Source organism: Acetobacter lambici (assembly GCF_011516885.1).
Lineage (GTDB): Bacteria > Pseudomonadota > Alphaproteobacteria > Acetobacterales > Acetobacteraceae > Acetobacter > Acetobacter lambici.
Genome location: NZ_WOTD01000001.1, coordinates 413,164 through 434,021, shown reverse-complemented (window position 1 = coordinate 434,021; position 20,858 = coordinate 413,164). Strand labels below are relative to the sequence as shown.

The window sequence follows — 20,858 nt, the reverse complement described above, 5'->3', positions numbered from 1 at the left end:
CCCGTCAAAACGGGCCACAACACGCCGTCCACAGGAGGCTGGAAACTCATACGCGCCTGCGCTACACTCTGTCTGCATCGGGTTTTCTTATAGCTTACGAAAATTTCTTTTCTACAAAACAGACTTTTTCATAATCTAACCCGATGTACAACCCTTCTGTGAGATTTCCGCGTTGAACACGGTACGCCGCCGTCGGAAGAAGAACTGTCCCGCATTGAGGAAGTGATCGTGCAGAACCGCATGCCGCCTGCGCAGTATCTGCTGCTGCACTGGCATGCCCATCTGTCCAATGCGGAGCGCCAGAGCATTCTGGCCTGGGTGCAGCAGACCCGGCGCAAATACTACGCCAACACGGGTGCAACCGAGGCATTGGCTGCCGAACCCGTGCGCCCCGTGCCAGAAAGCGTGGAAGTTGACCCTGTAAAGGTGGCGCTGGGCAAAAAGCTGTTCTTTGATAAAAAACTGTCTGGCGACAATACGCTCAACTGCGCAAGCTGCCATGGTCTGGATAAGGGCGGGGTTGATAATCTGGTCACGGCAACGGGGATTGGTGGTCAAAAAGGCCCGATCAACGTGCCCACCGTGTACGATGCGTATTTCAAGGTTGCCCAGTTCTGGAACGCCCGCGCGCCTGATCTTGCCGCACAGGCCGCAGGCCCGGTCATGAACCCGCTGGAAATGGGCTCGCATGACTGGTCCGAAGTGGCCGCCAAACTGGCGACCGACCCCGATTACACCGGCATGTTCAAGGCCGCCTTTGGCCCGGATGTGCAGGTTGGAGAGCAGACCATTACGCAGGCTATTGCCGAGTTTGAAAAAACCCTGATCACCCCCGACAGCCCGTTTGATGAATATCTCAAGGGCAAGGAGGATGCGATTAGCGCGCAGGCCAAACGTGGCTATGAGCGGTTCAAGGCCATTGGCTGCTCGGGTTGCCATAGCGGTATTGGCGTTGGCGGCGGTGGTTATGAGGTCATGGGGCTGGAGTCCGATTACTTCAAGGACCGTGGTGGCAAACTGACGGATGCGGATGAAGGCATTTACGCCATTAGCCACAACAAGTTGGACGAAAACCGCTTTGTGGTGCCCACTTTGCGCAACATCGCCCTGAGTGCGCCGTACTTCCATGATGGCAGCGTTAAAACACTGGACGAAGCCGTGCGTAAAATGGCGCATTACCAGACCCCGGATGCCAATCCGTCTGATCAGGACGTGGCGGATATCGTCGCCTTCCTTCAGAGCCTGACCGGCAAGTATGATGGTCACGCCCTGACAGATATAAAGCAGTAAAACAGGGGCATTTTGGGCGGGCATCTTTGCAGGTGCCCGCTTTCTTTGCTTGAACAACGGCTCGCTCGCAGGCGATAAAGCCTGCTGGGCGGGCCGTTTGTGTTTGCGGTTGAACCCTGCACGGACCAGATTGGTGTAAACAGAGCGCGGTGGGTGACAGGGTGGTAAAAAGGCGGCGTCAGTTACAGGAGGCGGAAAAGCAGCTCTGGGCGCTGGTGGTGCGTGACGTGGCCCCCCTGACCAGCCCAAGCCTTGTACCTCCTGCGGCAGATACGGCATTTGCGGTGGAAGACCCTGCTATTCCCGCAGCGGTTACAGCTATTCCGCAAAAAAATTATAAAAAGAGCCAGTCTGGGGTCAGGCCCGCAGGGAGCCTGTTATGGACGGAGCGCCCATTGGCGGCTCTGCCTGTGGCTCCACCCACCGTAACATTGCGGCCAGCCCCCCCGATTGCGGAAAAAATTGGCCAGCGCCAGCCCGGTGTGGATGATTATAGCTGGCGGCGTTTCCACCAGGGGGACATGCGCGTGGAAAAGCGGCTGGACCTGCACGGTATGGTCGCGCAGGAAGCGTTTGTGCGCCTGATGGAATTTATGGATGTTGCGGCTCATCGCGGCCTGCGCTGCGTGGAAATTATTACTGGTCTGGGAACAGGGCACGAAGGCGGTATTTTACGGCGCGAACTGCCCCACTGGCTGGAACGGCCAGAAATGCGTTCGCGCATTCTGGGGCTGGCTTACCCGCATATGGGTAATAAGGGGTCTGTCCGGGTTTTACTGCGCAGGCGCAGGCGGTAGAGCCTGCACGGCGGGCAGAGCGCTCCGCCAGCGCGGTAGGTTAAGAGCCAGCCAGCGGCGCAGCGCCATACCCACGTTAACGTCGGGTGTTGCCATGGCGTAATAGGCAATGCATTTGCTGCCCGAAAGCACGGTCTGGCCATTGGCCAGAGCAATCTGTTGCAGGCTGAGTTTGGCAGCACATGTTTCCGCCGCATGGCGCCAGCGCGCGACTTTGGCTGGTGGGGTCAGCAAAGGCAGAACAAGGGCGGCCTTAAGGCTGGCGGCAGAGGCAATGGCCTGCCAAGCCTGGGGCAGAAAAGCCGGAGTGGATGTTCTGCGTTCACGCAATAAGACGGTTGGAAACGTGGGGGGGAGTTCCATGTCCGCCGGTGTGGGGCCCTGCTGTGCGACGGTGTTGAGGAAGAGCGGTATAAACCCCAACTTGTCCAGCATGGCCAGCCGGTCCTTAAGTGCCGCGTCCATGGGGAGCTGAATGGCATCCACCAGTCCGCCGGTCAGGGCGGCCATGGCGGCGTCTGGTGTTGCGTAGCCGCTGACCGGCAGGGGCCGCAGGGCCAGCAGGTCAAATGCCAGAAGGGTGGGGAGTTCCGGCCCGGTGGGGGTGGAAACCGCAACACGGGTGGTCTTGCTGCTTAAAATAACCCCAAGCGAGCGATGGAGGCTGACATGCCCCACAACCACGCTGGGCTGGCAGATTGTGAGGACGGGCGACCAGCGCTGGTAGGCGTAATGCACGCGGCTGTCCCCGGTCATGGAGGCCATCAGTGCTGTGCCGGGCACCAGTAGCGTGCTGGAGGCGCTGCTTAACTGTTCCTGCGCATCAAACAGATTTGCACCGGTTACCCCGTCCCACCCGGTGGTAAAGGTGAGTTCAAAGGGGGGTTGCCCCAGTTCTTCGGCCATGTCCGGGGCCAGTCGGCTGGCCCATGCGCCGCAAGGGGTTTCCGCACTGCCAGCCACAATCAGCTTTGTTGTCTGGTCGGATGTGGGGGTCGCCGCAGGGCCGACCAGAATGTCATCCGCCGCATGGGCGGTGGCGGTTGTAGCCACACATCCCAGCGCGCCGCTTATAAACAGGCGGCGGGACAGGGCAGGGCCTTGGTGTTGACGCGTCATTGAAGAAGCCGGGATGAGAGTAGACAAACACCAATAGCCTTCATTGTGGTTATCGCCGCTCCATACTATGCGAAATTAAAGGCAGAAACACGGCCATTTTATTACGGCCATTTAACTTCTGGTGGCATGCTCATCAGAATGGCTTCCGTGTTCCCCCCGGTCTTGAGCCCGAATAGGGTGCCACGGTCGTGCAGCAGATTGAACTCCACGTAGCGGCCACGGCGCACAAGCTGGGCGTCGCGCTGTTCGGGGGTCCAGTGTTCCATCATGCGGCCACGGATAATGCGTGGATACGCATCCAGAAAAGCAAGCCCGACATCCTTGGTAAAGGCAAAGTCCTCATCCGCGTTGCCGCTGTCCAGCCGATCATAAAAAATGCCGCCAAGGCCGCGCGGTTCGTTGCGGTGGGGAAGGTAGAAGTACTTGTCGCACCATGCCTTGAAGCGGGGATAATAATCCGGGTCATGCGTATTGCAGGCTTTGGCGAAGGCTGCGTGGAAGGTGGCGGCATCATCCTGAGCCTCCGCACTTTCGGGGAACATGGGCGTAATATCGCCCCCACCACCAAACCAGCCCTGCGTTGTAATGATCATGCGGGTGTTAAAATGGGCAGCGGGAACCAGCGGGTTGCACATATGCGCAACAAGGCTGATGCCGGTTGCAAAAAAATGCGGGTTTTCGGTTGCGCCGGGAATGGACGTTGCAAAGTCGGGGGAGAACGTGCCTTCCACGGTGGAGATGTTTACCCCCACTTTTTCAAAAACCCGGCCATGCATCAGGCTCATTACACCGCCACCACCGGGGGTTCCGTCCTCGTTCTGGCGGTTCCAGCTTTTGCGTTCAAAGCGGGCGGGTTGTTCGTGGCCGGGTAGGACCGGGCTGTTTCGTGCGGCGGCGTCTGTCTCAATGGCTTCAAAGGCTGCGCATATCTGGTTACGCAGCGTTTCAAACCATGTGCTGGCCGCGTCCTTGAGCTTGTCGTGCGAGGGAACAGAGGCGGGCTTTGTTGGCGTCATGTATAAAGCTCTTTCCATACTGGTCTGCTGCCCGGCAAGCAGAGAATCGGCTTTGGGCATTTTTTCAAGGGGTGCGCCTTAGGGCCGGTCATTGCAAGATCGCCCGGTTCATCGTTAAACGGGAACCGGAGTTCGCCCACGGTGTGGCGGGTCATGGGGGAGGGGTGCAATGGCTGGCAAACCAGTCTGCCACAATGGGCACGACACGGAGCCTGCGGCGCAGGACCAGCCCGGTGCGTGGGTTAGAGCCTACGGCCGCCTGCCCCTGCCTGCGGACCTGAACTGGCTGTGGACCATAGGGGCCATTCTGTGCGCCATTCTGGCTCTTATGCTGCTGAGCGGGCTAACGCTTACACTGGCCTACACGCCCGATGCCGGGTTGGCTTTTGGTTCGGTCGAAGGGATCGAACGGCGCATGCCCGCAGGTTGGCTGCTGCGCGCCATGCACATGACCGGCGCATCCTTTTTTATGCTGGCGCTGTATATCCACCTGCTGCGGGGGCTGTACTATCGCTCCTATCAGCCGCCACGCAGGGCTGTGTGGCTGAGCGGGTGCGGCCTGCTGGTTATGGTTATGGTTACAGCTTTTGCAGGTTATGTGCTGCCATGGGGGCAGATGTCCTATTGGGGGGCGGATGTGGCAGGCAAGGCCGTGGGGGCGCTCCCACTGGTTGGTGGTTGGCTGGAGGGCGTTTTTCTGGGGGGGGATGCACCGGGCACGCCAACCCTGCACCGTATGTTTGCGCTGCATTTTGGTCTGGCGTTCCTGATTGTGGCTATGGTTGCAGGCCACATTGCCCATGTGCATGCACGCGGCAGTTCCAGCCCGTCCGCCCGCCCGGTGGAGGTAACCGGAGCATTGCCTTTTCATCCTTATTTTACGGTGCGGGACATGCTGGCCATTGTGCTGGTGGCTATAACTTTTGTTGGGGTGTTGTGCTTCTGGCCGGAGTTGATCGCCGAGCCTGCTAATTACCGCCCAGCCAACCCGCTGCATACTCCGGCGGATATTGAGCCTGAATGGTATTTTCTGCCTTTTTACGGAATGATGCAGGCTGTGCCGTTCAAGCTGGGGGGGCTGCTGCTTTCCGGTGGTGCGGTGGCCGTGCTGTTTGCCGTGCCATGGCTGGACCGCAGGGCAGGGGCAGCCTGTGGCGCGCCTGCTCTGGTCCGGGTTTTTGCGGTGGCTGTGCTCATCTGTTCGGCTGTAGCAGCCGCTTGTGCGGGCCTGCACCATATGCAGGGCTACTGGCTGCTGGTGGCGCGGCTGGGCATGGTTGGGTATTACGCTTACTTTCTGGCCTATCTGCCCCTTTCTGGCCGTTTGCAGCGCGGAGGTGCGGCATGATGCCCCGGCGGTTTATGGCTATTGGGGCTGGTATGCTCTGGGCTTGCGCGGCGTGGGCGCAGCCCTCGGGCGGGCCAGTCCAGCCCGCGCGGCAGCAATGGTCCTTTGCGGGGGCTCTGGGGCATTTTGATCTGGCGGCAGTCCAGCGCGGCTATGCGGTTTTTGCGGGGTCCTGCGCATCCTGCCACAGTCTGTCCCAGCTTCATTTTTCCGATTTTACGGGTATGGGCATGCAAACTGCGGAGGTCGCGGCACTGGCGGCCACATGGCAGGTGCCAGACGGGCTGGATGCGGAGGGCAGACTGAAGCACCGCCCCGCCCGCCCTGATGACGCCCTGCCATCCCCCTATTTTGGGCCGGAGGCGGCACTGGCGGCCAATCAGGGGGTTGTCCCGCCTGATCTTTCGCGCATTCTCAAGGTTTATCCCGGTGGGCCGGACAGGGTGTACGGTCTGCTAACCGGGTATGCGCCACAGGCCGAACGGCAGAAAGGGCGCGGTTTTTTTAACCCCTATGCCATTGGCCACTTTACGGCCATGCCCCCGCCGTTGCATGGCAACGAGGTCAAATATGCAGATGGCACAGTGCCGGATGTGCAGGCCGAGGCGCGGGACGTTACAACGTTCCTTGCATGGGTTTCCGCCCCCTATCAGGACCAGCGCCGCAGGTTGGGTGTGGGAGCGGGGCTGTATCTGTGCTTTCTTGCCGTGCTGTTTGCGATTTTAAACCGGAGAATCTGGTCTGATGTCAGAAAATGAAGTTGTGGAACCCGTTATCGGTCTGGTTGGCGGGTCGGGCCTGTATGATATTGATGGTCTGGAAGACAAGGAATGGCGCACGGTGGAAACGCCGTGGGGCAAACCTTCCGACCAGCTCCTGTTTGGTCGGCTGGATGGCGTAAAATGCGTGTTTCTGCCCCGCCATGGTCGTGGTCACCCCATTCCGCCCTCACGGCTGAATTACAAGGCCAATATTGCCGCGCTTAAAATTTCTGGCGTGACCGATATTGTGTCCCTTTCCGCTGTGGGTTCGCTCAAGGAGGAACTGCCACCGGGTCGGTTCGTGATCATTGACCAGTTTATTGATCGCACCATTGCGCGGGATAAAAGTTTTTTTGATACAGGGTGTGTTGCCCATATTTCCATGGCGGACCCGCTGTGCAACCGCGTGGGCGATGTGCTCAAGGCCGAAGCCGACCGGCTTGGTATTGAGGCCACGCGCAAGGGTACGTATCTGGTCATGGAAGGGCCGCAGTTTTCCACACGGGCGGAGAGCGAACTCTACCGCACATGGGGCTGCTCGGTCATTGGCATGACCAACATGCCAGAGGCCAGCCTGGCCCGTGAGGCCGAGATCTGCTACGCCACCGTGGCCATGGTGACCGATTATGACTGCTGGCACACCGAGCATGATAACGTGACAGTGGAAAGCGTTGTAAAAACCATGCAGGCCAACTCCGCCAAGGCCAAGGCGCTGGTCAAGGCGGTCATTCCCGCACTGGGCGGCAAAAAGCGCGGCCTGTGCAGCGCAGGCTGTGACCGTGCGCTGGAATACGCCCTGATTACCGCCCCCGATGCGCGCGACCCGGAACTGATGGGCAAGCTCAAAACCATTGCCGGGCGGGTTATTTAAAACAGAGCATACCTGATGGCCTGTGGGGTTTGAGCCTTACGGGTCTATCGGTCTCGGTTATGGGGAACGGGCGGGCCTGCGGGGTTCGCCCGTTCTGCTTTGTGGGGGTGTCCAGCAAGTGCGAGTAAGGCAGGGCATGCAGCAGCATGGCCCACGCACAGGCCATGGAAGTACAGCGGCACAGTGCAACGCATGCAAAAACACCGCATTTGAGAAAAATGCAGGTAAAATATGACGATTTTTATTTTGGAAAAATGGTGGAGGGGGTTGGATTCGAACCAACGTAGGCGTACGCCAGCGGATTTACAGTCCGCCCCCTTTAGCCACTCGGGCACCCCTCCGACTTGTTGAGCACTCACCTAAAGCCTGAGTTGGGGGTTGTCAATGGCTTTGATGAATATTCTTTGCCCGTGGTGGGTTAGGGGGTTTTATGCTGCATCAAGAGCGTTACGGATTGGCAAAAGATTTACAGGCTTTGGGGTGGACATATGTGGAGGTTAGGGGAAAAGCTGCATCCGGTTTTGGGTATCCGACAGTTACGGGGAGTTTAGGTTTTGAGCAAACACCACACAGTGCGGCGGCACACGCCCCGTTCGCTGGCGGCACTGGATACGCCCATAGTCTCCCTGACCGCATACACAACCCCCATGGCCCGCCTGCTGGACCCCCATTGCGACCTGCTTCTGGTAGGGGATTCGCTGGGCATGGTGGTGTACGGCATGGAGTCCACACTGGCGGTCAGTGTGGATATGATGATCGCCCACGGGCAGGCCGTTGTGCGCGGGAGCCAGAAGGCCTGTGTGGCCGTGGATATGCCTTTTGGCAGTTATCAGGAAAGCCCGCAGCAGGCGTTCCGGGTGGCGGCGGATATTATGGCCAGAACGGGGGCTGGGTGCGTCAAGCTCGAAGGGGGGCAGGAAATGGCCCCGACCATAGAATTCCTCGTTCAGCGCGGTATTCCGGTTATCGGGCATATCGGGCTTAAGCCGCAGGCCGTGCATGCGCATGGGGGCTTCCGGACTATCGGGCGCGGGAGCGAGGCCGAGCAGGTTATGGCCGATGCTCTGGCGGTGGAAAAAGCCGGAGCCTTTGCCGTGGTGATCGAGAGCACAATGGAACCCCTCTCACGCGCCATAACCGAAGCCCTTGGTATTATGACCATTGGCATAGGGGCATCCCCGCAGTGCGATGGGCAGATTCTGGTAGCCGAGGATATGCTGGGTCTGTTCCCCGACTTTACGCCAAGGTTTGTGCGTAAGTTCGCCAATCTGGGGCAGGAGGTGGACCGTGCCGTGGCGGAGTATGCCCAAGCGGTGCGCACACGCACTTTTCCCGGCCCTGCGGAATGTGTGGGCATGCCCAAGGCGGACTAAGCCTGCCAGAATGTTTTTTGGGGGATTTGGGGAGGTAGAGCGCCATAACCCGCCATAATATGTGCGGGTTATGGTGCAGCCAGCCCGCACAGGTCAGGCCTGATACGGGCTGGTCGTTAACGCGGATTTTGGGGTGCCGCGTTACTGGTAGCGTGCGAGCCACCATGCGTAGGATGGCGGCAGAACGGTTTTTGCGTCCTTGGCGTGCAGAATACGCGCGGCTTCGTGCGGCCAGTGTGGGTTGGCCAGCAGCGGACGGCCGATTGTGGCCACATCCACAATCTCGTTACGGATCAGCGCATCAGCCTGACGTCCTTCGCTGATGTACCACGATGTGGTGACGGGCAGCCCCGTTGCCTGCCGCACCTTGTGGGCGACGGGGGTCATAAAGCCCGCACCCCACGGAATGGTGGCATCGGGGGTGGAAAATCCGATGCTGACATCCAGAAAGTCCAGTCCGTGCTCTTTCATTTTACGCACGAGGGCAATGGAGTCCTCAAGCGTCTGCTCGTCGTTGCCATCAAATTCAATGACGCCAAAACGTGCGCTCAGCGGGCGGTCTTCTGGCCAGACGGCGCGCACGGCGGCCAGTGTTTCCAGCAAAAAGCGTCCACGGTTTTCGGCCGAGCCACCATAACGGTCGGTGCGTTTGTTGGAGTGCGTGGACCAGAAGCTCTGCGCCAGATACCCGTGGGCAAAATGGAGCATCAGCCACTCAAACCCTAGGTCACGCGCACGAATGGCTGCGGCGACAAAGTCGTTTTTAACGCGCTCAATGTCCTCAAGGGTCATTTCATGCGGAACGCGGGGCAGGTTAGCGCCAAACGCTACGGGGGAGGGGGCAATGGGCTGCCAGCCGCGCGGGTCGGAGGCTGCAATATGGTCGTCGCCCTCCCATGGCACATGGGCGCTGGCCTTGCGGCCTGCATGGGCAATCTGGATCCCCGGTGTTGCCCCTGTTTTGCGAATGCTGGCAACAATGGGGGCAAAGGCTGCGGCCTGCTCATCATTCCACAGGCCAAGGCAGTTGGGGGTAATCCGCCCTTCGGGGGAGACAGCGGTGGCTTCCAGCGTGACAAGCCCCGCGCCACCCCGTGCGAGGGAGGCATAGTGTACGCTGTGCCAGTCATTGGGCATACCGTCCTGCGCCTGATACTGGCACATGGGGCCAACAGCAATGCGGTTGCGCAGTGTGCTGCCTTTAAGGGTATAAGAGTCGAAAAGCGTTGGCATGGACCATGCTCCTGTTACAAAGGGGCGTTATAGCCCCGTTAGTTCGACTATAGTCGAACTAACGGGCAAAGCAAGGGAAGAGGCAGGTCAGATATTTTCATGAAGCAGTATGACCACCCTTTGACGCAGGACCTGCAACTGTCCTGCCTGCTTTACGCCCTGTCCGACCCGTTCCGGCTGGAGGTGGTGCGCAAGCTTGCACTCTGCCAGCCACAGCCCTGTGCGCCGTTGCAGGATGGGCGGCCAAAGTCCTCCGTGTCGCACCATTTTTCCGTGCTGCGCAAGGCGGGGGTCATCCGTACCGATGTTGTGGGCGTGACCCATATGAACTCCCTGCGTGAACAGGAACTGGAAAGTCGTTTTCCCGGTGTTCTGGCCGCCATTCTGGCAGCGGCCAGAGCCGGGGATGTGCCCGCTTAGGGCACCAGTACGGCGGCGCCATCAAACCGGCCATGGCGCAGATCATCCAGCGCTTTATTGGCGTCCTTGAGCGCATAGGTCGTGGTGGTCGTGTGGATGCCAATTTTGGGCGCGAGGGAGAGGAACTCCAACCCGTCCTCCCGTGTCAGGTTGGCAACGGAGACAATATCGCGCTCCTCCCACAACGTATCGTAGGAAAAAGCGGGGATCTCGCTCATATGGATACCCGCGCACACCACGCGGCCCCCTTTGCGCAGGGTTTTAAGGGCTGCGGGTACCAGAGCGCCGTCGGGGGCAAAAATAATGGCCGCATCCAGTTGTTCGGGCGGCAGAGCGTCCGACCCACCGGCCCATCTGGCCCCCAGTGAGCGGGCAAATTCCTGCGTTTTTGTGTCGTTCGGGCGGGTAAAGGCGTAAACCTCGCGTTTTTGCCAGACCAGCACCTGCGCAATAATATGTGCCGCGGCCCCAAAGCCGTACAGACCAACTTTCTGGGCGTTGCCCGTTTTGCCAAGTGATCGCCAGCCGATCAGCCCCGCGCATAGCAGGGGAGCCAATGAGACATCGGACCCGACCTCCCCCATGGGGAAGGCAAAATGCGCATCGGCCACAGTCATTGTGGCGTAACCGCCATCACGCGTGTAGCCGGTAAAAATGGGGTGGTCGCACAGGTTTTCGTGGTCGGTGGCGCAGTAGGGGCAGTGGCCGCACGTATGGCCCAGCCACGGAATACCCACGCGCTGCCCAACCTGAAGCGACGTAACGCCACTGCCCAGCATATCAATACGGCCAATAATTTCGTGCCCCGGCGTTACGGGCAGTTTGGGGTGGGTCAGATCGCCATCGACTACGTGCAGATCCGTGCGGCACACGCCACAGGCCAGCACCTTGACCCGTATCTGGTCCGGGCCGGGGGTGGGGTCGGGCAGTTCTTCCCATTGCAGTGGGGTGCGCGGGCTGTGCAGACGCATGGCGAACATGAAGGCTCTCCCTTTATATGGGGCGGCAGGCTTGCAAAACTGGCACCCTGTGCCCGTCTGTTATGCCGCGTTGGGGCGGCCTTGGTCCAGTATGTGCCGTGCGGCCCGTGGCGCGGGAAGGCCGGACCTGCGCATTGCGGGGTCACTGTAGTGGCATGACCGGCCCTGAGTGGCCCCGCGCAGGGCTATGGTCTGCTCAGAAAGGTTTGAGCAGGCGGTCCAGATATTCCAGTTCCTGTTGCGGGCGGGTGCGGTCGGAATCGCGGCGGCGCAGTTCCTGTTCAATCTCACGCGCACGCTGGCGGGCTACCGTGTCAGGAATATGGGTGCTGTCATCCGTGTTTTGGTCCGCGCCTTCGCCTTCCTTGCGACCAAGCGGGTCCTTGCCGGTTGTGTTTTCGTCATCCCCGTTTTCGCCTGCATTATCGGAGGGCTGACCATTGCCGCTTTCCCCCGTATTGCCCGAGCCGGACGAGCCGTCACCACGATTGCCAAAGGAGGGCAAAAAGCTGGGGGTTGTGTTCTGGCCGTTGCCCTTCATGCTGTCCTGCATCTGTTTGCGGCTCTGGCGCAGGGCCTCAAGCGCTTTTTCCTCCGCACTGGCGGCGGCGGCATCGTCTCCATCGGCCAGTGCCTTGCGGGCGGCGGCCATGTTCTTGCGGGCCTGTTCAAACGCATCGGGGGTTTTGCCGGTTAAGTCCTTGAACTCGTCTTTGAGCTCGCTCAGGGCCTGTTCAAGCGCATGTTGGGTGGCCCGTTCCGTACGGCGTGCGGTGGCCTGCGCTTCCGCCTTGGCGGGGTCTGGCATGCCTGCCGGGGGTTGTGTTGCGCCGGGTGCGGGTTGTGGGCCTGTGTTGGGCGCGCCCATGTCCGGTGGAGCGGAAAGTCCAAGCCTGCGCAGGAGTTCGGATGTAGGGAGGTTGGCGTATTCCGCGGCTTCTCCATCCCCATCATCGGCAAGGTCGCTCTGCTGTTGGGAAAGGCTGCGCAAATGCTCATCAAGGCGGGACTGGGCGTGGTCCAGCAGGCTGGATTCCTTGGTTGTCAGGTCGTGCAGGGCGGCGGCCTGTTCGCGTGCTTTTTGCTGTGCCAGCATCTGCTGGGCCAGAGCGGCAAGGTCCTGTGGTGTTGCGTTGCGCATGCGCTCGGTTGCGTTTTCCATCTCCTGCAGGCGTTGCATGGCATCCCCCGAGCGGCCATTGGCGGCATCGGAGCGCAGTTGTTTCATCAGCCGGTCAAACGCCTTGTTCCCTGCGGCGGAAAAACCGGGCAGGTCAGGTATGGCTGTATGGTTGCGCAGGGCGGCATCGGCCAGAGCCTGCATTTTGCGGGCAATGGCGTCCTGTAGTGCTTTAAGGCTCTGTTCCAGTTCTTCCTGTGCTTGCTGGTTGTGGGTGCCGTCGCGCTTCATGTCGGCCAGTTTCTGGGCAACATCGGCCTGTGCTGCGCGTACGTCGATGGAGGCTTGGGCACTGGTGTTATCGCCTGTGCGCCGGTCTTCTATATCCAGCGCAAGGTCCCATAGCAGGTTGGTCGCACTTGTTCGTGCTGTCTGGGCATCTATGTCGGCGTTATCGAGCAGGGCTACAATGCTGGTCAGGTTCAGGAACATGCCTGTATGGTCATGCACCGGCCCGGGGGCCTCGCCCAGTGCTTCCAGATCCTGCGCGGTGTCTTCACGCTTTTCCTGCTCCAGAGCAAAACGTCTGCGCACATCCAGAATGGCGCGGGCAATGGGGGAGTGGAAAACCCGGCCCCCAAGCCTGAACGTGGCTGGAGCACTCAGCCCCTTGTGGCCGCTGGTGGCGGTGGCCTCAATCTGGCCTGTGACTTCCTGCCCGGCCCACGGGTTTTCCGACAGGTCGGGTGCCACAACATTTTTAACCGATTTGGGGTGCCCGGTCAGGGGGAGGGGAATGCTGAGTTCCCGCTTGGGGTTGGCGCCACGGGCGGGGTGGGTTGCGTGCAGCACAACCTTAACATCCGACAGGCCATAGGCATGGCTGGCGGTGTAGGGCAGGCGGGTATGCCAGTCGCCCTTGGCGGTGGCGCCGGGAGATTCTCCCCAGGCGACCTGGGGTGCCAGATCTGGCAGAACAGTTATGGGCCAGCTTGCAATGGTGCGCGCCCGCCCGGTCAGGCGGAGCAGGCCGCTATGGGTCAGGGTGACTTCCAGCTTCCAGCTATGCGGGTCCAGCTTCTGGCGTTTTGCATCCTGCGCCACCATGCCGCGTGAGCCTTGCAGCACGGGATGGGAGGCCATGCCGTTTACAATAACGGTCAGGTGCGCCCCTTCGAGCACCTGTGGCACGGGGTGGCCTGCGCTTAAAAATACGGGAGCGTCTGGTGCGTAGGTGGGGGGGGTGATCCACGCATCTATGTGGGGCAGGGGTACGTCCGGGTCATCGCGCCCCGGAATAAAGGCGGCCAGAACGCGCCCCGGAGCGGAGGGGCCAGCAATACCCGTGGCAATGCCAAGGGCTACCACCAGACCAGCGGCTGTAAGCTGGCGGGCGCGCCCTTGGGGCATAAGGTTGGGCCAGCCCGCCCGCAAATGACCAAGGGAGGCCAGAAGCCGTTGCCGGTGGGCCTGCCACAGGACGGTGCTGCTGGTATGGGGCAGCGGGGCGGGGGTGTCCATCAGGCTGGCAAGGGGGCGGTTGTGCAGGCTGGATGCCTGTTCGATCCGGCGGTCAACTTCCTCCGGTGTGTTGGGCCGCAAACGGCCCAGATCGGTATGGAGCCGCCAGCCACACAGGCTCAGCCAGCCCGCCACGCCAACAAGGCGCAGGCCGTCCGATAGGTGTTGGGGCAGGCGGAGCAGGCCCGCCAGCGTGTAGCCCCCCAGCATGGCCAGTGTTGGCTGGAGTGCTGGCCAGAGCCGTTCAATGTGCAAAACAAGGGCCGCATGGCGGCGCATATGGGCCAGACGGGCCGCCAGTGTACCATCCTGCGCGGTTGACGCGGTCAGATCATGTTTCAGACCGCCCATGTGTCATACTTTTCCGGTGGGGGGGGCTGGCATGGCTTCATCTTGCCACAACTCTTCCAGTGTCTGCCGGGGGCGTATGACCGTCCATTGTCCGTTCTCTACCAGAACCTGCGTTGCCAGAGGGCGGCTGTTGTAGGTGGAACTCATGACTGCACCATAAGCGCCCGTGTCCAGAATGGCTATACGGGATGCACGGCCAAGGGGTGGAAGCAGGCGGTCACGCGCAAAAGTGTCACCACTTTCGCAAACCGGGCCAACAACATGGGTGGGGGCTACGGGCTGGCTGAAGGACTGGGGTGCCAGGGGCACAATGCCATGCCATGCGTCATACATGCTGGGGCGGACCATGTCGTTCATGGCGGCGTCGAGCACCACAAACGGGCTGGGTAGTCCTTCCTCCTTGCGCAGGATAACGCTGCTCAGCAACACACCCGCCGGGCCTATGGGCCAGCGCCCCGGCTCAATGCTCAGCCGCAGACCCAACTCGCCCAGCTCCGCGCGGATGGCGCCTGCCAGTGCTTCGGGCTGGCCTTCCACCTCGTTGCGGTAGCTAATGCCCAGCCCGCCGCCACAATCCACGGCTTCCACGCTCAGGCCGCTTGCACGCACGGTACGGACCAGTTCGGCCACGCGGGCGTAGGCGGCACGGTATGGCGCGGTGGAGAGTATCTGGCTGCCAATATGGGTGGCAAAGCCGACCGGCTTAAGGCCGGGCAGGGTAAAGGCGTGGGCATACAGGGCGGCTGCGTTATCAAACGGAATGCCAAACTTGTTGGCGGCAAGCCCTGTTGTGATTTTGGCGTGGGTTTTGGCATCCACATCGGGGTTGATGCGCAGCGTAACGGTGGCCTGCTTGCCAAGGCGTGTTGCAATGGCCGAGATAATGGCCAGTTCCTCAGCACTTTCCACGTTGATCTGACCAATGCCCAGACCAATGGCGTATTCCAGTTCCGCATCGGTTTTGCCCACGCCGGAAAACACCACCCGTTGTGCGGCAATGCCTGCTTTTTGGGTGCGGGCCAGTTCGCCACCGCTCACAATATCCGCGCCGTACCCTTCCTCCCCGATAAGGGAGAGAACGGATAAGTGGTCATTCGCCTTGACTGCGTAGTGAATGCTTACGTCCAGCCCGGCGTTTTTCATGGCCGCCTGCATGCGGCCAAGGCGCTGGCGCAGTGTGCCAGCACCCAGCACCCAGCAGGGTGTGCCCACGGCATCGGCAATGGCGTTAAGGGGAACACCCTCAAACATCAGCCCGCATACGGGGTCTGTTGTCAGTTGCGGGTGTGTTGCCAGCAGTTCAGCAAGCGTGGGGTCGGCGTCGGTATAGACGGGTAGGTCAGCCATGAGGCGAACAGGGCCTTAGGAAAAAGGGGTAGGGTCAAGGGTGGGCGAGGCGGCCAGTAGCCTCACACCGGGCGCGCTTGGGCACAGGTGCGGGGCTGTTGTGCCCGGGGTGTTACGCTCAGTCCGGCGGATAGACGTGGGGGTAGGTAATTTTGTCACGCGGGCCGGGGGCTACATTGGGCCCCTTTTTGCCACAGGCGGCCAGCGGCAGGCACAACACGGTTGCCAAAAACAGGCCGATGAACAGGCGGGGGGTCATCGTGTTCAGCCTTCTGCTGTGGTGGGGTGGTCTGCCAGCGTGTCCAGCCAGCGCGTGGCCTGCGCCAGAACGTTGGAGCCAGCGGTCCCGCCCTCGCTCGTGCGGGAGGCTATGGAGGCGTCAACGGTCAGAACAGAGTAGATATCCTGCGTAATGCCCGGCTCTTCGGCCTGCATTTCAGCCAGTGTCAGGTCCGCCAGACCAATGTTCTGGGCTTCCGCCCGGGCAACAAGGCGGCCCGTTACGTGGTGGGCGGTACGGAAGGGCACCTTGAGCACACGCACCAGCCAGTCCGCAATGTCGGTCGCGGTGGAGTAGCCAGAGCCCGCCAGTGCGCGCATCTGCTGCGTGTTGGCGGTCATGTCACGCACCATGCCATCACATGCGGCAAGGCACAGGGCGGCGGCATCTGTTGCGGCAAAAACGGGTTCCTTGTCTTCCTGCATGTCCTTGGCGTAGGCCAGCGGCAGCCCTTTCATGACCGTTAGCAGTCCGATCAGGCTGCCGTTAATGCGGCCTGTTTTGGCGCGGACCAGTTCGGCCGCATCCGGGTTGCGCTTTTGCGGCATGATGGAAGAACCGGTGGTAAAGGCGTCCGACAGTCGGATGAAGGAGAAGGGGGAGGAACACCAGATCACAATCTCTTCTGCCATGCGGGAGAGATGCATGGCCATGATGGACAGGGCGGACAGGTATTCAAGCGCGAAATCACGGTCAGAAACCGCATCGAGCGAATTGGCGGTCGGGCGGTCAAAGTGCAGCAGGCTGGCGGTCATCTTCCGGTCAATGGGGAAGGACGTGCCAGCAAGGGCGGCCGAGCCAAGGGGGCATTCGTTCAGGCGGCGGCGCGTATCGGCCAGACGGCCCCGGTCGCGGGCCAGCATTTCCACATAGGCCATAAGGTGGTGGCCAAATGTGACCGGCTGCGCCGTTTGCAGGTGCGTAAAGCCGGGCATTGGGTCGGCCGCATGTTCGCGCGCGCGCTCGGCCAGCGCGCGCATGAGGGATGCTACCTGCTGGTCCAGCCCGTCTATGGCGTCGCGCACCCACAGGCGGAAGTCGGTTGCCACCTGATCATTGCGTGAGCGCGCGGTGTGCAGGCGTTTACCAGCCTCGCCAATCCGTTCGGACAGGCGGGCTTCGATATTCATGTGAATGTCTTCCAGCGCTTCGGAAAAAGCAAAGTTGCCAGCCGCGATTTCCGCGCCAATTTCGGTCAGCCCCTTGCGGATTGCCGCTTCATCCTCGCGGGAGATGATGCCCACATGCGCCAGCATGGCCGCATGGGCCAGGGAGCCGGCAATATCCTGCTTCCACAGGGCTTTATCAAAGCTGATGGAGGCGTTGATGGCCTGCATGATGTCCGAAGGTCCACCCGCAAATCGTCCGCCCCACTGCGCATTGGCATTGGCTGTGGTGGCTGCTTGGGCCGGGGGCTGGTTCTTCAAAGACATGGTTGGCTGACCTGTTCGTTTACATGTATCGTTGAGCCGCAGCCATAATACCGCAGAGGGCTGAATGCAAAGCCCATCCTACCGGCGCATGCCTTGGTGCGCAAACCACCATTCGTGCGTCAGATCATGCCAGTGCTGCGGTGCGGGCGGGGTTTTTATACCCAAAGTGGGGTGCGCGGGGGTGGCTGCATGCCCATTTCTCTGCTTATAAAGTGTGTAAATTACAAAGGGTTCAGGAAAACACCATGGCTCACGAACTTGCAACTTTTGGAGTGATCGACCCGGCAGCCAATGTGCTGCTCGAAGTGATCAAGGCAGAAAACCCGATTACCGCCGTCCGTCGGCTGGAAGAAAAGATGCGTGGGCCAGAATATGTGGCAGCCCGCAGCTACAGTGAAGGTGGCGAAGAATCGCTCGATGGTACGGACCCGGCCTATCTGGTCTACGCGCTTGATGGCAGCGGTCTGGACGCGGAAGGTCTGGGTGGTGAGGACGCAGGCCGCGTAAGGGCCGAGGCCGATCTGGCGGCTGTTATTGTGTCTTCCGCCCAGTAAGGCGCTTTTTTCAGACTTTGGTTGGGGTGCGGGTATGACCCCACCCCGCAGACTGGCAAATGCTTGATACCTGATGACAGAAACATTGGCTGAAAGCTTTAGGGTTTACGGGCGCGATGCAGGCCAGCCTTTTGTGCTGGTCAGTGACCATGCGGGGCAGGCCATTCCCCCCGCGCTGGAGGGGCTGGGCCTGAGCGCGGATGAACGCGCGCGGCATATTGGATGGGATATCGGCATAGACGGGGTGGGCCGCAAACTGGCCGACGCCCTGCCTGCCGTGCTGATCGAGCAGGTCTACTCCCGTCTGGTTATCGACTGTAACCGTGCCCCCGGGCATCCCACTTCCATTGTAACTCAAAGTGATGGCACACCGGTTCCTCGTAATCAGAACCTGAGTGCGCAGGATGCGGCATGGCGTGAACGGGCCATTCTGCACCCCTACCACCAGCGGATCACGCAGGAGATCGATGCCCGTCTGGCGCAGGGGCGCCCCGTGGTAGTGGTGGCCCTGCACAGCTTTACCCCCGTCATGCGTGGGCAGGAGCGCCCGTGGCATGCTGGCCTGCTGCATAACCACGACCCGCGTCTGGCACAGATCATGATTGATCTGCTTCGGGCGGAAGGGCTGGTCGTGGGGGATAATGAACCCTATGCCCTGACCGATACATCGGATTACACAATCCCTCTGCACGGCGAACAACGCGTATTGCCGCATATTGAAATTGAAATTCGTCAGGACCTGATCGCCCATCCCGCCGGTCAGGCGGAATGGGCCGCTCGTCTGGCCAGCCTGCTCCCCAGAGCATGGCAGATTTTTTGCACAAGGTACGAACAGCGGCCATGACCACATCTTTACCCACCCCGGCACCCCAGATCATTACTGGCAAGGCCAGACTGGCCGGGGTACTTGGCTGGCCGGTCGAACATTCCCGTTCACCTGCGCTGCATAACTACTGGCTGCGCCGCTATGGGGTAGATGGTGCCTATGTGCCCCTGCCTGCGGCTCCCGAATATTTTGTTGCTGCCGTGCTGGGGTTACAGGCAGCGGGTTTTCGGGGTGCCAATGTGACCATTCCCCACAAGGAGGCCGCTTACCAACTGGCCGATGTGCTTGATGCTTCCGCCCGGCGGGCAGGAGCTGTGAACACGCTTGTGTTCCGCGAGGATGGTAAAATCCTTGGCCTTTCAACCGATGGTGGCGGGTTTGTTGCCAGTCTGGAAGCCAGCAGCCTGCCCCCAAGGCCACAGACCCGCGCCCTGTTGCTGGGGGCCGGTGGTGCCGCGCGTTCCGTGGCTGCCGCCTTGCAGGATAGAGGTGTCAAGGTTGCCATAACCAACCGCACACAGGAGCGGGCCGAGGCTCTGGCCGCAGCACTGCCCGGTACGGACGTGCTGCCATGGCATGTGTGGGAGCAGCGGCTGGGGGAATTTGCTCTGCTGGTCAATACGACCTCGCTGGGTATGGAGGGGGGACCAGACCCGTTGTTCAGTCCCTCTTTGGTGCATGCATCAGACCATCTGGTCGTGGCGGATATTGTTTATGTGCCCCGCGTTACGCCCCTGCTGGCCGCGGCAACAGGGCAGGGCCTGCGTACGGTGGGGGGGCTGGGCATGCTTTTGCATCAGGCACGGCTGGGCTTTAGGGAATGGTTTGGTGTTGACCCACAGGTGGATGACGCAACGCGGGACTATGTTCTGAACAGCTTCTGAGCACAGTCCACTCCTTCTGATCAGGGCAGGGTTTGAGCATGCGGATACTGGGCCTGACCGGCGGCATGGGTATGGGCAAGAGCACGGTTGCCACCATGCTGCGCCGTGCAGGGCTACCTGTGTTTGATGCAGATGCGGTTGTTCATAGCTTACAGGCTCCCGGTGGTGCCGCATTGCCCCCCATAGCGCGGCTGGTGCCCAAAGCCGTAACGGAAAGGGGGCTGGACCGGGCCGCACTCCGGCAGGCTGTGCTGGACCATCCGGCGCTGCTGAAAAAACTGGAAGCCATTATGCACCCGCTGGTGCGCCGTGCGCGTGCAAGGTTTTTGCGGCACTACCGCCAAACGGGTGCGGCCTGTGTTGTGCTGGATATTCCCTTGCTGTTTGAAACACGGGCGGATCGGCTGTGCGACAGGGTGGTTGTGGTCTCAGCGCCAGCATGGGTGCAGCGCAGGCGGGTGGCGTTGCGGCGGAACATGCCTCATACACAGGCCCGGAAACTGATAGCCTGTCAGATGCCCGATGTCCGCAGGCGGCAAAAGGCGGACGCCGTCATCCGCACCGGGTTGTCTATGAAGGAAACAGAGCGGCAGGTCCGCCGCTTTATCGGGAGTTTGAGGGCATGAAGCGATCCATCCTGTTTGACACGGAAACAACAGGCCTGGACCCTGCAACCGGGGATAGGGTGATTGAAATTGCAGCCCTTGAACTGGTGGGTGACCTGCCAACGGGCAATAGCTACCACACCCTGCTCGACCCCGAGCGGGATGTGCCCGAAGAGGCCAGCCGCGTGCACGGCTTTACGCGTGAAGACCTTGTAGGTAAGCCAAAATTTGCTGAGGTTGCAGGCGACTTTCTGGCGTTTGTTGGGGATGATGCCCTGATTGCACATAACGCCCGGTTCGACTTTGGTTTTTTAAATGCCGAGCTCAAACGTGCTGGCCGCAAACCGCTGGATATGGGGCGTATGGTCGATACGCTGGATATGGCGCGTGAGCGTTTTCCCGGTATGCCGAACAGTCTGGATGCCCTGTGCCGCCGTTTTGGTGTGGACCTGTCCGCCCGCACAACCCACAACGCTTTGCTGGACTGCAAGCTGCTGGCCGAAGTGTATGTGGAACTTATGGGCGGTCGGCAGCACGGCCTTGGGCTTATGGCGGATGGGGAGCAGTCCCCCGCCGTGGTGTACGACGGGCCAGCGGAACGCAGGGTTGTAAAAGTCTGCCCCACAGCCGCGGAACTGGCCGTACACGCAGCCTTTGTGGAAAAGCTCAAAGACCCGATCTGGAACGCCTGAGCCGCTCAGCCATTCCCCTCTATGCCAGCAATAAGGC

General features: G+C 60.8%; 20 protein-coding genes, 1 tRNA gene and 1 pseudogene. 13 read left to right on the top strand and 9 right to left on the bottom strand.

Going from position 1 to position 20,858, the window contains the following annotated elements; genetic code table 11:
• Window positions 1-174: 174 nt before the first annotated feature.
• Together GOB86_RS02040 and GOB86_RS02035 are read left to right on the top strand one after the other, a co-directional pair.
• Window positions 175-1,290 (top strand): annotated as a pseudogene (locus GOB86_RS02040) (cytochrome c peroxidase); the annotation flags it as partial.
• Window positions 1,291-1,451: 161 nt separating this feature from the next.
• Window positions 1,452-2,087, top strand: coding sequence for a Smr/MutS family protein (locus GOB86_RS02035; RefSeq protein ID WP_165990736.1), 636 nt, complete (start codon window positions 1,452-1,454; stop codon window positions 2,085-2,087).
• On the opposite strand, the gene GOB86_RS02030 is transcribed toward GOB86_RS02035, so the two are convergent.
• Both GOB86_RS02030 and hemF read right to left on the bottom strand, forming a co-directional pair.
• On the bottom strand, window positions 2,064-3,206 hold the full coding sequence (locus GOB86_RS02030; RefSeq protein ID WP_165990699.1) for a hypothetical protein: 1,143 nt from the start codon (window positions 3,204-3,206) through the stop codon (window positions 2,064-2,066). The genes GOB86_RS02035 and GOB86_RS02030 overlap by 24 nt on opposite strands.
• Before the next feature lie 101 nt (window positions 3,207-3,307).
• Entirely contained in the window at window positions 3,308-4,222 is a 915-nt protein-coding gene (gene hemF, locus GOB86_RS02025; protein WP_165990698.1) for an oxygen-dependent coproporphyrinogen oxidase, read from the bottom strand.
• Window positions 4,223-4,391: 169 nt separating this feature from the next.
• Between hemF and GOB86_RS02020 the strand changes: the two genes are divergently transcribed.
• From GOB86_RS02020 to GOB86_RS02005, 4 genes are all read left to right on the top strand, one after another.
• Window positions 4,392-5,570 carry a cytochrome b gene (locus GOB86_RS02020; RefSeq protein ID WP_165990697.1) on the top strand — a complete coding sequence of 393 codons (1,179 nt, stop codon included), beginning with the start codon at window positions 4,392-4,394 and terminating at the stop codon, window positions 5,568-5,570.
• The gene (locus GOB86_RS02015) at window positions 5,567-6,328 is read left to right on the top strand and encodes a cytochrome c1 (protein ID WP_165990696.1); all 762 of its coding nucleotides are present in this window, start codon (window positions 5,567-5,569) and stop codon (window positions 6,326-6,328) included. Before GOB86_RS02020 ends, GOB86_RS02015 begins: the two co-directional genes overlap by 4 nt.
• Window positions 6,315-7,202 carry an S-methyl-5'-thioadenosine phosphorylase gene (locus tag GOB86_RS02010; protein ID WP_165990695.1) on the top strand — a complete coding sequence of 296 codons (888 nt, stop codon included), beginning with the start codon at window positions 6,315-6,317 and terminating at the stop codon, window positions 7,200-7,202. Before GOB86_RS02015 ends, GOB86_RS02010 begins: the two co-directional genes overlap by 14 nt.
• A 146-nt stretch (window positions 7,203-7,348) precedes the next feature.
• Entirely contained in the window at window positions 7,349-7,489 is a 141-nt protein-coding gene (locus GOB86_RS02005) for a hypothetical protein (protein ID WP_165990694.1), read from the top strand.
• Here the strand turns inward: GOB86_RS02005 and GOB86_RS02000 are convergent.
• Window positions 7,458-7,543, bottom strand: a tRNA-Tyr gene (locus GOB86_RS02000). The two genes, GOB86_RS02005 and GOB86_RS02000, sit on opposite strands and share 32 nt — an antisense overlap.
• Before the next feature lie 213 nt (window positions 7,544-7,756).
• Between GOB86_RS02000 and panB the strand changes: the two genes are divergently transcribed.
• Window positions 7,757-8,575: a 3-methyl-2-oxobutanoate hydroxymethyltransferase gene (panB, locus tag GOB86_RS01995; protein WP_165990693.1), complete on the top strand. Its 819-nt coding sequence runs from the start codon at window positions 7,757-7,759 to the stop codon at window positions 8,573-8,575.
• A 141-nt stretch (window positions 8,576-8,716) separates the two neighbouring features.
• Here the strand turns inward: panB and GOB86_RS01990 are convergent, their stop codons facing one another.
• Complete coding sequence (locus GOB86_RS01990) at window positions 8,717-9,808, bottom strand: NADH:flavin oxidoreductase/NADH oxidase (RefSeq protein WP_165990692.1); 1,092 nt, start codon at window positions 9,806-9,808, stop codon at window positions 8,717-8,719.
• A gap of 99 nt (window positions 9,809-9,907) precedes the next feature.
• Between GOB86_RS01990 and GOB86_RS01985 the strand changes: the two genes are divergently transcribed.
• Window positions 9,908-10,228 (top strand): ArsR/SmtB family transcription factor, encoded by a 321-nt coding sequence (locus tag GOB86_RS01985; protein WP_165990691.1) that lies wholly within the window; start codon window positions 9,908-9,910, stop codon window positions 10,226-10,228.
• Here the strand turns inward: GOB86_RS01985 and GOB86_RS01980 are convergent.
• From GOB86_RS01980 to argH, 5 genes are all read right to left on the bottom strand, one after another.
• Complete coding sequence (locus GOB86_RS01980) at window positions 10,225-11,208, bottom strand: zinc-dependent alcohol dehydrogenase family protein (protein ID WP_165990690.1); 984 nt, start codon at window positions 11,206-11,208, stop codon at window positions 10,225-10,227. The two genes, GOB86_RS01985 and GOB86_RS01980, sit on opposite strands and share 4 nt — an antisense overlap.
• Window positions 11,209-11,404: 196 nt before the next feature.
• Window positions 11,405-14,200 carry a DUF4175 domain-containing protein gene (locus GOB86_RS01975; RefSeq protein ID WP_165990689.1) on the bottom strand — a complete coding sequence of 932 codons (2,796 nt, stop codon included), beginning with the start codon at window positions 14,198-14,200 and terminating at the stop codon, window positions 11,405-11,407.
• Window positions 14,201-14,203: 3 nt separating this feature from the next.
• A complete protein-coding gene (gene lysA, locus GOB86_RS01970; protein WP_165990688.1) occupies window positions 14,204-15,547 on the bottom strand; it encodes a diaminopimelate decarboxylase in 1,344 nt (447 codons plus the stop codon).
• Window positions 15,548-15,665: 118 nt separating this feature from the next.
• Window positions 15,666-15,806, bottom strand: coding sequence for a hypothetical protein (locus GOB86_RS01965; RefSeq protein WP_165990687.1), 141 nt, complete (start codon window positions 15,804-15,806; stop codon window positions 15,666-15,668).
• 5 nt (window positions 15,807-15,811) lie between these two features.
• A complete protein-coding gene (gene argH, locus GOB86_RS01960) occupies window positions 15,812-17,260 on the bottom strand; it encodes an argininosuccinate lyase (RefSeq protein WP_165990686.1) in 1,449 nt (482 codons plus the stop codon).
• A 245-nt stretch (window positions 17,261-17,505) separates the two neighbouring features.
• On the opposite strand from argH, the gene GOB86_RS01955 reads away from it, so the two are divergent.
• The 5 genes from GOB86_RS01955 to dnaQ all read left to right on the top strand — a co-directional run bounded on the left by GOB86_RS01955 (window position 17,506) and on the right by dnaQ (window position 20,821).
• Window positions 17,506-17,814: a hypothetical protein gene (locus tag GOB86_RS01955; protein ID WP_165990685.1), complete on the top strand. Its 309-nt coding sequence runs from the start codon at window positions 17,506-17,508 to the stop codon at window positions 17,812-17,814.
• A gap of 73 nt (window positions 17,815-17,887) precedes the next feature.
• The gene (locus GOB86_RS01950) at window positions 17,888-18,658 is read left to right on the top strand and encodes an N-formylglutamate amidohydrolase (RefSeq protein WP_165990684.1); all 771 of its coding nucleotides are present in this window, start codon (window positions 17,888-17,890) and stop codon (window positions 18,656-18,658) included.
• Window positions 18,655-19,524, top strand: coding sequence for a shikimate dehydrogenase (locus GOB86_RS01945; RefSeq protein WP_165990683.1), 870 nt, complete (start codon window positions 18,655-18,657; stop codon window positions 19,522-19,524). Before GOB86_RS01950 ends, GOB86_RS01945 begins: the two co-directional genes overlap by 4 nt.
• 38 nt (window positions 19,525-19,562) lie before the next feature.
• Entirely contained in the window at window positions 19,563-20,150 is a 588-nt protein-coding gene (gene coaE, locus GOB86_RS01940) for a dephospho-CoA kinase (protein ID WP_165990682.1), read from the top strand.
• Window positions 20,147-20,821 (top strand): DNA polymerase III subunit epsilon, encoded by a 675-nt coding sequence (gene dnaQ, locus GOB86_RS01935; RefSeq protein WP_165990681.1) that lies wholly within the window; start codon window positions 20,147-20,149, stop codon window positions 20,819-20,821. Before coaE ends, dnaQ begins: the two co-directional genes overlap by 4 nt.
• Window positions 20,822-20,858 lie beyond the last annotated feature (37 nt).